The organism is Rhizobium sp. SG570 (genome assembly GCF_012275345.1).
Lineage (GTDB): Bacteria > Pseudomonadota > Alphaproteobacteria > Rhizobiales > Rhizobiaceae > Rhizobium > Rhizobium lusitanum.
In genome coordinates, this window is sequence record NZ_JAAZQI010000002.1 from 630,216 (window position 1) to 643,946 (window position 13,731).

Consider the following 13,731-nt stretch of genomic DNA (forward strand, 5'->3'; position numbering starts at 1 on the left):
CATAAGCAGACGAGTCACGGGGCGGATGAAAATCTTCAAATACAAGCGGGTGCCTTATGCGGAGATTCGTGCTTTCTCCGTCCATATATTGACGGCATCCGGATCTTTTCTCGCCTTTCTCGGCGTCGTTGCAGCCTCGGAGCATCGTTTTGTCGATATGTTCTGGTGGCTTGGCCTGGCGCTGCTGGTCGACGGTATCGACGGGCCGATCGCGCGCAAGGTCCGGGTCAAGGAAGTCCTTCCCAATTGGTCGGGCGATACGCTCGACAATATCATCGATTACGTGACCTATGTGCTGCTACCGGCCTTCGCGCTCTATGAAAGCGGCATGATCGGCGAGCCTTGGTCGTTTGTCGCCGCCGGCATGATCGTGGTCTCCAGCGCCATCTATTACGCCGATACCGGCATGAAGACGGACGAGTATTTTTTCTCCGGCTTCCCAGTCGTCTGGAACATGGTAATCTTCACGCTCTTCGTCATCGATGCCAGCGCCACGACCGCCATGATCCTCGTGGGTGTTTCCGTCGTCTTGACCTTCCTGCCCATCAATTTCCTGCACCCCGTGCGCGTCAGACGGTTGCGGCCGCTCAATCTCGGCATATTCCTCTTCTGGTCGGCGCTCGGTGTCTATTCGCTGCTGATGCACTTCGTCATGCCGCAATGGGCGGTTGCCCTCTTCATCATCAGCGGCATCTATCTTTACTGCATCGGCGCCATGTTGCAGTTTTTTCCGTCCCTCGGGCGTCAATAGGATTGCGCATCATGAACAAGACCCAGGTCATTCGCATCCATGAAAACGGCGGTCCTGATGTCATGAAGCTGGAGGAGGTGGATCTGCCGCCGCCTGCTGCCGGAGAAGTGCAGCTCCGCCATGCCGCGATCGGACTGAATTTCATAGATGTCTATCTCCGGTCTGGGCTTTACAAGGCGCCTTACTTTCCGCTGCCGCTCGGCAAGGAAGCCGCCGGTACAATCACCGCGGTCGGGGCGGGCGTCTCCGATTTCTCAGTCGGCGACCGCGTCGCCTATGCCGGCAGCGATGGCGCCTATAGCGTCGAGCGTAATATCGAGACCCGTCATCTGGTCAAGGTGCCTGACGATATCCCGCTCGAAACGGCGGCGGCGATGATGCTGAAGGGCATGACGGCCGAATATCTGCTGAACCGCACCTTCAAGGTCGGCCCCGGCGTCACGCTGCTGTTCCACGCCGCAGCCGGCGGCGTCGGCCTGATCGCAGGTCAATGGGCGAAAGCGCTGGGCGCCACCGTGATCGGCACGGCCGGTTCGGCTGAAAAGGTCGAGCTGGCACTGGCGCATGGTTATGACCACGTCATTGACTATAGCCGGGAGAATTTCGCTGACCGCGTTCGGGAAATTACCGGCGGCAAGGGCGTTGACGTCGTCTACGATTCGGTCGGCAAGGATACGTTCCCGCATTCGCTCGATTGCCTGAAGCCGCGAGGCATGTGGGTGACCTTCGGCCAGTCCTCGGGTCCGATCGAGAATTTCAATCTCGCCATCCTCAATCAGAAGGGCTCGCTTTTCGCGACGCGCCCGAGCCTTTTCGCCTATGTCTCCACACCGGAAGAGTTGAGAGGCAGCGCCGGGGCGTTATTTGCTGTTGTGCAAAGCAACAAAGTGCGTATCAATGTCCATCAGACCTATCCGCTTGTTGATGCTGGGCGCGCGCACTCGGATCTGGAAGCAAGAAGAACAAGTGGAACTACACTGCTGATCCCATAGATCCATAAAGGGCAGGACGGTGGGAAGGAAATGAGGGGAACGTGTCGTCATCTGATGTGCCGGCAACCGGTGCGTTACTATCGGTTCGCAAACTGACGAAGCTGTTCGGTAGTTTTGCTGCCTGCAATGAAATCGATCTGGAAATCCAGCCGGGCGAAATTCACGCTCTGCTCGGCGAGAACGGCGCAGGCAAATCCACGCTCGTAAAGATGCTGTTCGGCGTGCTGGAGCCGACGCATGGAGAAATAGTCTGGCAGGGCCAACCCGTTGCGATCGACTCGCCGGGCACGGCCCGCAAGCTCGGCATCGGCATGGTGTTCCAGCATTTCTCGCTGTTCGAGGCGCTGACGGTTGCCGAAAATATCGCGCTGTCGCTCGACAGCAAGATCCCGATCGCGAAAATATCGGAAGAGGCCGCGAGGCTGTCGCGAGCCTATGGCCTGCCGCTCGATCCGAACGCTCATGTGGCCGATCTCTCTGTCGGCGAGCGCCAGCGCATCGAAATCGTCCGTGCGCTGCTGCAGAATCCGAAGCTGATCATTCTCGATGAACCGACCTCGGTGCTGACGCCGCAAGAGGCCGATCGCCTCTTCGAGACACTGTTCCAGCTGAGGGACGAAGGGCGCTCGGTGCTTTACATCAGCCATCGCCTGGAAGAAGTGCAGCGCATTTGTTCGCGCGCCACCGTGCTTCGCCACGGCAAGGTGACCGGTGCCTGCGACCCGCGGCAGGAAACGACGGGTTCGCTTGCGCGCATGATGGTCGGCAGTGACGTTGCCAGTGTGCAGCACGAGGGACTTGGGAGTGCGGGTGACATTCAGCTCGAGGTCGCTGGTCTGTCCGTCCCGGCGCGGACTCCCTTTGCCATGTCGCTGAAGGACGTTTCGTTGCGTGTGCGTGCCGGCGAAATTCTCGCAATCGCAGGCGTTGCCGGAAACGGGCAGGGCGAGCTGTTCGACGTCATCTCCGGCGAGTACACCGTCCCATCGGACGATCTGATCCATGTGCGCGGCCAGGCGGTCGGCACCAAGGGCATCAATACGCGCCGGTTGCTCGGTGCCGGTTTCGTGCCGGAGGAGCGCCATGGACACGCCGCCGTCTCGGCGATGAAGCTGTCGGACAATCTCGTCCTGGCGCGCAACCAATCGGACAGCAAGGCATTTCTGCGCGGTCGTTTCCTCAAGATCATCCGTCACGGCGTCGTCAAGCAGGCCGCCAAGCGGATCTGCGAAGCGATGGATGTGCGCAAGAGCGGCGAGGATCCGGCCGCCGGCGCGCTTTCGGGCGGCAATCTGCAGAAGTTCATCGTCGGTCGAGAACTCGATCGCCAGCCGAGCGTGCTGGTCGTCAACCAGCCGACCTGGGGTGTGGACGCAGGGGCCGCGAGCCGCATCCGTCAGGCACTGGTCGATCTTGCCCGTGACGGTTCGGCTGTGCTGGTTATCAGCCAGGATCTTGACGAGATCTTCGAAGTGGCGACCGATATCGCCGTCATCTCGGAAGGCCGGCTTTCAGCTTCATACCCCGCCGGCGAACTCACCCGCGAAAAGATCGGCCTGCTGATGAGCGGTCTGCATGAATCCAGGACGCATTCGGAGCCCGCGCATGCGCATTGAACTTGAAAAGCGCCCGCAGGTCTCGAAACTGTTCGGCATACTGTCGCCGTTGCTTGCCCTCGCGCTGGCGCTGATCGCCGGCACCATCATGTTCGCCGTCATGGGCAAGGACCCCGTGGAGGCGTTGGACGCCTTCTTCGTCGAGCCTCTGCTGGAAGTCTGGTCGCTGCACGAACTGGCGATCAAGGCAGGGCCGCTGATCCTGATCGCCGTCGGCCTCTGCGTCTGCTACCGCTCCAACAATTGGAACATCGGGGCGGAAGGTCAGTTCTCCATCGGCGCGGTCACCGGCTCCCTCATCCCGATCGTCTTCACCGATTGGCATTCGCCGATGATCCTGCCGCTCATGCTGATCGCCGGCGCCATCGGCGGCGCCCTCTATGGCGCTATTCCGGCGCTGCTGAAGGCGCATTTCAACACCAATGAGATCCTCACGAGCCTGATGCTCGTCTATATCGCACAGCTCTTTCTGGATTGGCTGTCACGGGGGCCGTGGCGCGATCCACAGGGGCATAATTTTCCGCAGAGCATCGATTTTCCGCCGGAGGCCGTGTTGCCGGCGATCTGGGAGGATTCCGGCCGTGCCCATTGGGGTATCGTCTTTGCCGTCGTCGCGGCGATCCTTGCCTGGTTCATGATCAAATATACGCTGAAGGGTTTCGAGATAACCGTGCTTGGTCAGTCCGCACGGGCAGGTCGGTTCGCCGGCTTCTCCTCGCGGAAAATGGTCTGGTTCGCCTTTCTCTTTTCCGGCGCGCTCTCGGGTCTTGCCGGCATTTCCGAGGTCGCCGGCTCGATCGGCCATCTGCAGCCGGCGATCTCGCCAGGCTACGGCTTCACCGCCATCATCGTTGCATTCCTGGCACGTCTCAATCCTCTCGGTGCGATCCTTTCCGGCTTCGTGCTGGCGCTGACCTATCTCGGCGGCGAGGCGGCACAATTGTCGCCCGGTATTTCCGCCAAGGCGGCGAGTGTCTTCCAGGGGTTGCTGCTGTTTTTCGTGCTCTCCTGCGATACGCTAATCTACTATAAGATCCGCCTGATCTGGTCGCGGGTTCGAGGAGGTGCGGCATGAGTGTCTTTGAAGCGATCCTCCTCACCATCATCACGGCCTCGACGCCGCTCGTCATTGCCGGCTTGGGCGAGCTGGTGGTGGAGCGCTCTGGCGTGCTCAATCTCGGCGTCGAAGGCATGATGATCATGGGCGCGGTCGCCGCCTTCGTCGGCGCGCAGATGACCGGATCGCCCTATGTGGGCCTCGTCACCGGCATCATCGCCGGCGCATTGTTTTCCCTGCTGTTCGGGTTCCTGACGTTGACGCTGGTGACCAACCAGGTCGCTACGGGTCTCGCGCTGACCATCCTCGGCCTCGGTCTTTCCGGGATGATCGGCGAAGGCTATGTCAGCGTGCCCGGCGTGCAATTGCGAGAAATCGTCTTCCCGTTGCTATCGGATATTCCGCTCGTGGGGCCGGTGCTGTTCAAGCAGGACCTGACCTTCTATCTCTCGATCGCGCTGCTCATCGGCGTCAACTGGTTCCTCTTCCGCAGCCGCGCCGGCTTGAAGCTGCGCGCCGTCGGCGACAGTCACGGTTCCGCGCATGCGCTGGGCATCGATGTCATCCGCACGCGCTATCTCGCCGTCATGTTCGGCGGCGGCTGCGCGGGGCTTGCCGGCGCGCAATTGTCGCTGGTCTACACGCCGCAATGGGTCGAGAACATGTCGGCCGGCCGCGGCTGGGTGACGCTGGCGCTCGTCGTCTTCGCGTCCTGGCGGCCGATGCGCGTCATGGCCGGCGGCTATCTCTTCGGCGCCGTGACGATCCTGCAGTTTCACGCACAAGGCTTCGGCGTCGGCATTCCCTCGCAATTCCTGTCGATGCTGCCCTATGCATCGACTATTGTGGTTCTCGTCATCATCTCACAAAATCGCCGCGCGACCTTGATCAACACGCCAGCGTCGCTCGGCAAGGCCTTCGTTCCGGAGCGCTGAGGACAAACAGCCGGACGGATTTTTGTAAAAACATGTCAAACCAATAGGGGTAACCATGAAAAAACTAGCACTCGCACTCGCCACGACAGCCGCTGCCATCGTTGGTTTCGCGGCTGCGGCCGAAGCGGCGCCGACCAAGGTCTGCTTTGTCTATGTCGGTTCGCACACGGATGGCGGTTACTCGCAGGCGCACGATCTCGGCCGTCAGCAGATTCAGAAGGAATTCGGCAACAAGATCGATACGCCTTATCTCGAGAACGTGCCGGAAGGCCCCGACGCCGAGCGTGCCATCGAACGTCTTGCCCGCTCCGGCTGCTCTCTGATCTTCTCCACCTCGTTCGGCTTCATGGATGCGACCGTTAAGGTTGCGGCCAAGTTCCCGAAGGTGAAGTTCGAGCATGCGACCGGCTTCAAGAGCGGCCCGAATCTCGCGACCTACAATTCGCGCTTCTATGAAGGCCGCTATATCCTGGGTCAGATCGCTGCCAAGATGTCGAAGAATCACGGCGCCGCCTACATCGCTTCCTTCCCGATCCCGGAAGTCGTCATGGGCATCAACTCCTTCGAGCAGGGCGCCCGCTCGATCGATCCGAGCTTCAAGCTCAAGGTCATCTGGGTCAATACCTGGTTCGACCCGGGCAAGGAAGCCGATGCCGCCAAGGCCATGGTTGACCAGGGCGTCGATATCCTGACCCAGCATACCGACACGACGGCACCGATGCAGGTGGCCGAAGAGCGCGGCATCCACGCCTTCGGTCAGGCTTCCGACATGATCGCCGCCGGCCCGAAGGCGCAGCTGACGGCCGTCGTCGACACCTGGGGCAACTATTACTCCAAGCGCGTTCACGCGCTGCTCGACGGTACGTGGAAGTCCGAGCAGAACTGGGACGGCCTGAAGGACGGCATCCTGAAAATGGCGCCCTACACCAACATGCCCGACGACGTGAAGAAGATGGCTCAGGAAACCGAAGCCAAGATCAAGTCCGGCGAACTCGCACCCTTCACCGGCCCGATCAACAAGCAGGACGGCACACCTTGGCTGAAGGCCGGCGAGAAGGCCGATGACGGCACTCTGCTCGGCATGAACTTTTACATCGAGGGCGTCGACGACAAGCTGCCCGCTTCGAAGTAAGGCAGACGAAATGGCATGAGTTGAAAGGGGCGCCCTTGGTGCCCCTTTTTTGTTGTGTTGCGGTAGCGAATACTGATTTACAAAAGTACTACTATATGTTTTTTTGATCGAGGGTCGGGGAGAGGGCCCTTGACGGGACTTCGCTGGTCTATCCGGAATCGTTTTTTCCATTTATACATCAGCGGGATATTCGCTTGTCATGGTGAGCATTGAGCTTGTCGTGGTGATGGGCGGAACACTGCTAACGGGAGGAGCGGGGTTCGGCGGAGGAGCATTCATCGGAATTCTGATACAGGATCAGCTTCAGACCTACATCGCCTTTGATGGAACGCTTTCCAACGGGTGGATGACGGCCTGATCGGCCTGCTGCAGTTTGCATATATTCTGATGCCCGAGAGTTTTCTGCTGCTTTCTCGTTTCAATCGACGTTACGTCTGAGGGAAGGACAGAGTGCTTGCGCAGCCGAATGCTTGATACGAGAAAACCCCAGGGAAAGTCGCGGACGAGCCATGCACAGGTGGTCGACGATCTCGGCAAGGCAATTGTCTCCGGCGTCTTCCCGATCGGTAGCATCCTTCCGGGGGACAGCGAACTTCTGCAGCGCTTCAAGGTATCCCGCACTGTTCTGCGCGAAAGCATGAAGACCCTGGCGGCAAAGGGGATGGTTGTGCCGCGCGCGCGTGTCGGCACGCGTGTCACCGAGAAGATTTATTGGAACATGTTCGACAACGAAGTGCTCAACTGGCATTTCGAAAGCGGGGTCAACAAGGAGTTTCTTCTCCACCTCTACGATATACGCATGGCGTTCGAGCCTTTCGCCGCCAGCCTGGTGGCGGAACGGGCCAGCCGCGAGGACATCGATTTGCTGCGGCGGCTTGCGGCCTCCATGGCGGCCCCGCATCATACGTCCGACAGTCTGGCCGTTGCCGACCTTCATTTCCATCTGGCCATTACCGAGGCGTCGCAAAATCCGTTCATGCGGTCGCTCGGCGGGCTTATCGAGGCTGCGCTGGTCGGCATGTTCCGCATGAGTGCGCCACCCTCCAGCAACGGCTTCAGCAATATTGCCGACACGCATATGGCCATCGTCGAAGCCATTGCAGCGCATGATGCCCTGGCGGCGCACAAGGCCATGGAATTCGTCATCATCGACGGACGTCAACACGTCCTGGAGGCTTTCGCGGCTCTTGTCGAGGCGTAAGGGCGACTTCTAATTTCGCCGTAGTTCACCGCTCGACTAGTTGCTATGAGGGGACAGCGCCCGGTCACGGGCGGCGCCTGATGTTTATCTCGGAGCCTGAAATGGAACGCACCTGCCTCGCCATCATCCTCGCTGCCGGCGACAGTACCCGCATGAAATCATCGATCTCGAAGGTTCTGCATCCGATCGCCGGTCGGCCAATGATCGCGCATGTCATGGAATCGATCGCCAAGACCGATATTTCGGCAGCGGCACTGGTCGTGGGGCGCAACGCCGATGAGGTGAGTGCGGCAGCGGCGATCGACGGCGTCGAAGTGGACTCCTATCTGCAGAAAGAGCGCCTTGGCACCGGCCATGCCGTGCTTGCAGCCCGTGAGGCGATCGCTCGAGGTTATGACGACATTCTCGTTGCCTACGGAGACGTGCCGCTGCTCACCGACGTGCCACTGCGCGCCGCCCGCCAGGGGCTCGCTGAAGGCAATGATATCGTGGTCATCGGCTTTCACACCGATAATCCGAATGCCTATGGTCGGCTGCTGGTCAAGGACGGCGAGTTGATTGCCATCCGCGAGGCGAAGGATGCGACGGATGCCGAGCTGGCGGTCACGTGGTGCAACAGCGGCCTGATGGCGATCAACGGCCGCAAGGCGCTCGATCTGCTCGACCGCATCGGCAACAACAATGCCAAGGGCGAATATTATCTCACCGATCTCGTTGAAATCGCTCGTTCGCTCGGCGGCCGCGCCGTGGCGGTCGATGCGCCGGAAGTGGAGATGACCGGTTGCAACAACCGGGCCGAACTTGCCGTCATCGAGCGTCTTTGGCAGGAGCGGCGGCGTCACGAACTGATGCTGTCGGGCGTCACTATGGTTGCGCCGGAAACCGTGTTTCTCGCCTACGACACCGTGATCGGCCAGGATGCGATGATCGAACCGAACGTCGTGTTCGGTCCCGGCGCCGTCATCGAGGGAGGCGCGGTCGTTCATGCCTTCTCGCATATCGAGGGTGCGCATGTCAGCGCCGGTGCGACGGTCGGGCCGTTTGCGCGGTTGCGACCCGGCGCCGATCTCGCCGGCGGTTCCAAGGTCGGCAATTTCTGCGAGGTGAAGAACGGCAAGATCGGCGAGGGCGCCAAGGTCAATCATCTGACTTATATCGGCGACGCGACTGTCGGTGCCGGCAGCAATATCGGTGCCGGCACCATCACCTGCAACTACGATGGGGTCAACAAGTACGAGACTCATATCGGCGCCAACGCCTTCGTCGGCTCCAACTCGTCGCTCGTGGCACCTCTGCGCATCGGCGACGGCGCCTATGTCGCCTCCGGCAGCGTCATCACCGATGACGTCCCGGCGGACGCGCTGGCCTTCGGCCGGGCGCGGCAAGAGGTAAAGCCGGAGCGTGCCAAGCTGATACGCGAGAGGGCACTCGCCATCAAAGCCGCCAAGAAGGGTGGCCACTAAGCCTAAAGTAGATGGTCCCGTAACGGTTGGAAACCGAAAGTGACCATCGTGGCAATTGTGAAAACTGTTAGAATAGTTAGGACTTGCCTTCAAATTTGAGGCCAGACGGAGAGTTGTATGTGCGGCATTGTTGGGATCGTCGGAATGAAGCCTGTAGCGGGCCGTTTGGTGGATGCGCTGCGGCGCCTCGAGTACCGCGGCTACGATTCGGCCGGCGTCGCCACCATCCATGAAGGCATGATGGATCGCCGCCGCGCGGAAGGAAAGCTGTTCAATCTGGAAAGGCGGCTGGAGGCCGAACCTCTGCCCGGCACGACCGGTATCGCCCACACACGTTGGGCAACCCACGGCGTTCCGAATGAAACCAACGCCCATCCGCATTTCGTCGAAGGTGTCGCCGTCGTCCATAACGGCATCATCGAAAACTTCTCCGAGTTACGCGAGGAGCTAAAGGCCGAGGGGAAGGTGTTCGCTTCGCAGACGGATACCGAAGTCGTTGCTCATCTGCTGGCCAAGTACGTTCAGGATGGCCTCGATCCGCGTGCCGCGATGCTGAAGATGCTGAACCGCGTCACCGGCGCGTACGCGCTGGCCGTGATGTTCCAGAGCGATCCCGGCACGTTGCTGGCGGCGCGCTCAGGCCCGCCGCTCGCCGTCGGTTATGGCAGCGGGGAGATGTTCCTTGGCTCGGACGCAATCGCGCTTGCGCCGTTCACCAACGAGATTACCTATCTCGTCGACGGTGATTGCGCGATCGTCACCCGCGACGGCGCGACGATCATCGATTTCGACGGCAACGACGTGAGCAGGCCGCGGCAGGTTTCGCAGGCAACCGCCTATGTGGTCGATAAGGGCAACCATCGCCACTTCATGGAAAAGGAAATCTACGAGCAGCCGGAGGTGATCTCGCACGCGCTCAGCCACTATGTCGATTTCGACAGTCATCGCGTCCGTCAGAGCGCATCGGCGATCGATTTCGGCAGCGTTTCCGGCTTGGCGATCTCCGCTTGCGGCACTGCCTATCTCGCCGGTCTGATCGGCAAATACTGGTTCGAGCGCTATGCCCGGCTTCCCGTGGAAATCGATGTAGCTTCCGAATTCCGCTACCGCGAAATGCCCTTGTCGCCCTCGCAGGCGGCGCTGTTCATCTCTCAATCCGGCGAGACGGCGGATACCCTGGCCTCGCTACGCTATTGCCGGGACAACGGCCTGAAGATCGGCGCCGTCGTCAATGTCAGGGAATCGACCATCGCGCGTGAATCCGATGCCGTGTTTCCGATCCTGGCCGGCCCGGAGATCGGCGTCGCCTCGACGAAGGCCTTCACCTGCCAGCTCGCCGTCCTTGCCTCCCTCGCGATCGGAGCGGGCGTTGCCCGCGGCACGGTGAGCGCCAAGGAGGAAGAGGACATGGTGCGCCACCTGGTCGAGATGCCTCGCATCATGGCGCGCGTGCTGAACATCATTCAGCCGCAGATGGAAAGCCTCGCGCGAGAGATATCCAAGTTCAAGGACGTGCTCTATCTCGGCCGTGGCACCAGCTTCCCGCTTGCCATGGAAGGGGCGCTGAAGCTGAAGGAGATCTCCTACATCCATGCCGAAGGCTACGCGGCCGGCGAGCTGAAGCACGGGCCGATCGCGCTGATCGATGAGAACATGCCCGTCATCGTCATCGCGCCCTTTGACCGCTTTTTCGACAAGACCGTTTCCAACATGCAGGAAGTGGCAGCGCGAGGCGGCCGGATCATCTTCATCACCGACGATGCGGGTGCCGCCGCATCGACGCTACCGACCATGGCGACCATCATTCTGCCTGTTGTTGACGAAATCATCGCCCCGATCATCTTCTCGCTGCCGATCCAATTGCTGGCCTACCATACAGCGGTCTTCATGGGCACGGACGTCGATCAGCCGCGCAACCTCGCCAAATCGGTGACGGTAGAGTAGGCCTCACTTCCTTTCATTCATCCTGCGGTCACGTCGTCGTGAGTCGGCCGCCTGTTCGGTGCGCCGGCGGGACTGGCGGGTTGTATGCCGCGCCAATTTCTGGCACGCTTCTTGAAGGAGATGGTGGGGGAAAATTTGCCTGATAAAGGTGGGCGGCGGAACGGAGTTTTCGAACGGCGAATGACTGAAAAACTCATCAAAATGTCCGTGCCGACGCGGATCAGAAACAACTTCCTGGCCGGCCTGATCATCTGCGCTCCGATCGCCATCACGCTCTGGCTCACATGGTCAGTCGTGCATTGGGCGGATAGTTGGGTGCGGCCCTACATCCCGGCGCGTTACGACCCTGAAAGCTATCTGAATTTCGCCGTCCCCGGCACTGGCCTCGTGATCGCGATGATCTTCATCACGGTTGTCGGTTTCCTGGCCAAAAACCTGATCGGGCAGAGCATCGTCCGCTTTGGCGAGTCGATCGTCACTCGCGTTCCGCTCGTGCGAAGCATCTACAAGAGCGTCAAGCAGATCTTCGAGACCGTGCTGAAGGAACAGGGCACGTCGTTCAAGAAGGTGGGGCTGATCGAATATCCAAGCCCGGGCCTCTGGTCCATGGTTTTCATATCGACCGACGCCAAGGGCGAGATTGCTTCGAAATTCAACGCCATGGGCCAGGATATGGTTGCGGTTTTCCTGCCGCCGACACCGGTGCCGACAGCCGGGTTCCTGGTTTTCGTGCCGCGTGAAAAGATTACGATTCTCGACATGAGCCCCGAGGATGGCGCCAAGCTTCTGATTTCCGGTGGCCTGGTTTCGCCCGAATACAAGGAAGAGCTGGTCGCGATGAAGGGGCCGCGCACCCCGGTTCCGATGAAGTCTCTCACCTAGAAATCGCTCTTCCGCTATTGTCGACAGCCTATTCTCGCGCCCTGCGCGAATTGTCATGTCTCTATCATGTTGACGTCTTAGATCGTCCTTGGGATAGGCAATGGGTATCTCACTATCGAATGTTCGGGACGCATGTGCCGGACACTATCTTCGATACGGCTTCCATCAAGCCGCGGATGGATACCGTTGCCTCCATACGGTTTTTCATCAGGAGGATATTTTTTTGAGAGACTCACGTTCAAGGACATTGCCGCTGCTGTCTGCAGCGCTTGCCACATTCATTTTCACAACACCGCTGGTAGCACATGCCGAAAGTTCCGTAGCGGTCGGAGGCACGACGCTCGTCAACAAGGGACGTGTTGCCGTGGGCCGTATTCCAGCCAACCAGCGCGACAAGTTCGGCGAGACCTTCGGCTCTGGCTCGGGCATGTCCATCGACGCCAAGAGCTGGACCCGCAATGCTGACGGTACCTACAAGGGATCGCTGTGGCTGCTGCCGGACCGTGGCTACAATGTCGCCGGCACCACGGATTATCGCGCGCGTCTCAACACCATCGATATTCAGCTGACGCCGGTTGCTCCCGGCGCAACGCCGCCGGCCGGCAAGGAGCAGTTGGGTGTCGAAGCCAAGCTCGCCGATACGCTGCTGTTGAAAGACAATAAAGGCAACGAAACCACCGGCCTTGACCCCGCCAACGGCGTCCGACAAGCAGAAGGCGGCATGCCGCTTTTGCCGCTGGCACCGAACGGCAAGGTCTCGCTCGACAACGAAGCCATTGCCCGGCTGCCAGATGGCTCAATGTTCATCAGCGATGAATACGGTCCCTATATCTACCGCTTCTCGGCGGATGGGCGGATGATCTCGGCCACAGCGCCGCCGGCGGCGTTTCTGCCGATGCGCCACAGCACCGTGAACTTTTCCTCAAATAATCCGGGTCCCGGCGAATCCGCTCCGGATCCGAAGGATCCGACAAGTGGGCGCCAGAACAACCAGGGCTTCGAGGGCATGTCCCTGACCCCGGACGGTAAGTTCCTCATCGCGGTGCTCCAGTCTGCGACGCGCCAGGATGGTGGCGATTCCAGTTCGACCAGGCAGAACACGCGCGCCCTGCTTTACGATGCTGCTGATCTCGACCACCTGAAACTCGTGCACGAATACGTCGTGCCTTTGCCGGTCTTCACCAACGACAAGGGCAAGACGTCCGTCGCCGCCCAGAGCGAAATCGTGGCGCTTTCGCCGACGAGCTTCCTGATGCTCGCTCGTGATAGCAACAATGGCTACGGCCAGAAGGGCGATAAGTCGATCTATCGCAACATCGTCGCCGTCGATGTGTCTGCCGCCACCGATATTGCCGGCGGCAAATTCGACGGCGACACAGCTGTCGCTCCGAAGGGTGTTCTTGATCCCTCGGTCAAGCCCGCTGTCCTCAGCCAGTTCATCGACATCAACGACACCGCCGATCTCGCTCGCTTCGGCCTTCACAACGGCACTCCGAACGATCGCAACAATCTATCGGAAAAGTGGGAAGCCATGTCGCTTGCCAGCGTCCAGGATCCGAAGCTGCCGGATGATTACTTCCTGTTCGTCGCCAACGACAACGACTTCATCACCCAGGACGGTTTCCAGGTGGGAGCCGCCTACAAGGATGACAGCGGCGCCGACGTCGACACCATGTTCCAGGTGTTTCAGGTGACCATTCCCGGTCTCTCTGCCAAGTAAGCCATTTGAAAAAGGGGTGGACGCGGTTAGCGCGTCCC

11 protein-coding genes and 1 pseudogene are annotated in these 13,731 nt (G+C 60.2%); all 12 read left to right on the forward strand.

Annotated elements, in window-relative coordinates:
• Positions 1-25 precede the first annotated feature (25 nt).
• Entirely contained in the window at positions 26-751 is a 726-nt protein-coding gene (pcsA, locus tag FHT28_RS06920) for a phosphatidylcholine synthase (protein WP_113118262.1), read from the forward strand.
• Between the two features lie 11 nt (positions 752-762).
• A complete protein-coding gene (locus FHT28_RS06925; protein WP_113118261.1) occupies positions 763-1,743 on the forward strand; it encodes a quinone oxidoreductase in 981 nt (326 codons plus the stop codon).
• A gap of 41 nt (positions 1,744-1,784) precedes the next feature.
• The gene (locus tag FHT28_RS06930; protein ID WP_113118260.1) at positions 1,785-3,359 is read left to right on the forward strand and encodes an ABC transporter ATP-binding protein; all 1,575 of its coding nucleotides are present in this window, start codon (positions 1,785-1,787) and stop codon (positions 3,357-3,359) included.
• Positions 3,349-4,434, forward strand: a complete 1,086-nt coding sequence (locus FHT28_RS06935; protein WP_113118259.1) for an ABC transporter permease — start codon at positions 3,349-3,351, stop codon at positions 4,432-4,434. Before FHT28_RS06930 ends, FHT28_RS06935 begins: the two co-directional genes overlap by 11 nt.
• Positions 4,431-5,351 carry an ABC transporter permease gene (locus FHT28_RS06940; protein WP_047638091.1) on the forward strand — a complete coding sequence of 307 codons (921 nt, stop codon included), beginning with the start codon at positions 4,431-4,433 and terminating at the stop codon, positions 5,349-5,351. The genes FHT28_RS06935 and FHT28_RS06940 overlap by 4 nt, the downstream gene beginning before the upstream one ends.
• A 55-nt stretch (positions 5,352-5,406) precedes the next feature.
• Positions 5,407-6,483, forward strand: a complete 1,077-nt coding sequence (locus tag FHT28_RS06945; RefSeq protein ID WP_037202043.1) for a BMP family ABC transporter substrate-binding protein — start codon at positions 5,407-5,409, stop codon at positions 6,481-6,483.
• Positions 6,484-6,625: 142 nt separating this feature from the next.
• A pseudogene (locus FHT28_RS06950) lies at positions 6,626-6,921 on the forward strand (sugar ABC transporter permease YjfF); the annotation flags it as partial.
• Positions 6,922-6,937: 16 nt separating this feature from the next.
• Entirely contained in the window at positions 6,938-7,684 is a 747-nt protein-coding gene (locus FHT28_RS06955; RefSeq protein WP_047561746.1) for a FadR/GntR family transcriptional regulator, read from the forward strand.
• Positions 7,685-7,785: 101 nt separating this feature from the next.
• Positions 7,786-9,147, forward strand: a complete 1,362-nt coding sequence (gene glmU / locus FHT28_RS06960) for a bifunctional UDP-N-acetylglucosamine diphosphorylase/glucosamine-1-phosphate N-acetyltransferase GlmU (protein WP_168595833.1) — start codon at positions 7,786-7,788, stop codon at positions 9,145-9,147.
• A gap of 117 nt (positions 9,148-9,264) precedes the next feature.
• A complete protein-coding gene (gene glmS, locus FHT28_RS06965) occupies positions 9,265-11,091 on the forward strand; it encodes a glutamine--fructose-6-phosphate transaminase (isomerizing) (protein WP_047561748.1) in 1,827 nt (608 codons plus the stop codon).
• Positions 11,092-11,271: 180 nt separating this feature from the next.
• Positions 11,272-11,973, forward strand: a complete 702-nt coding sequence (locus FHT28_RS06970; protein ID WP_047561750.1) for a DUF502 domain-containing protein — start codon at positions 11,272-11,274, stop codon at positions 11,971-11,973.
• Between the two features lie 223 nt (positions 11,974-12,196).
• On the forward strand, positions 12,197-13,693 hold the full coding sequence (locus FHT28_RS06975) for an esterase-like activity of phytase family protein (RefSeq protein ID WP_168595834.1): 1,497 nt from the start codon (positions 12,197-12,199) through the stop codon (positions 13,691-13,693).
• Positions 13,694-13,731: the final 38 nt, after the last annotated feature.

Bases quoted from the DNA above. Each gene is read 5' to 3' on its own strand.
- FHT28_RS06935 (WP_113118259.1), top strand. From the start codon at position 3,349: ATGCGCATTGAACTTGAAAAGCGCCCGCAGGTCTCGAAACTGTTCGGC.
- glmU (WP_168595833.1), top strand. From the start codon at position 7,786: ATGGAACGCACCTGCCTCGCCATCATCCTCGCTGCCGGCGACAGTACC.
- pcsA (WP_113118262.1), top strand. From the start codon at position 26: ATGAAAATCTTCAAATACAAGCGGGTGCCTTATGCGGAGATTCGTGCT.
- FHT28_RS06945 (WP_037202043.1), top strand. From the start codon at position 5,407: ATGAAAAAACTAGCACTCGCACTCGCCACGACAGCCGCTGCCATCGTT.
- FHT28_RS06940 (WP_047638091.1), top strand. From the start codon at position 4,431: ATGAGTGTCTTTGAAGCGATCCTCCTCACCATCATCACGGCCTCGACG.
- glmS (WP_047561748.1), top strand. From the start codon at position 9,265: ATGTGCGGCATTGTTGGGATCGTCGGAATGAAGCCTGTAGCGGGCCGT.
- FHT28_RS06970 (WP_047561750.1), top strand. From the start codon at position 11,272: ATGACTGAAAAACTCATCAAAATGTCCGTGCCGACGCGGATCAGAAAC.
- FHT28_RS06925 (WP_113118261.1), top strand. From the start codon at position 763: ATGAACAAGACCCAGGTCATTCGCATCCATGAAAACGGCGGTCCTGAT.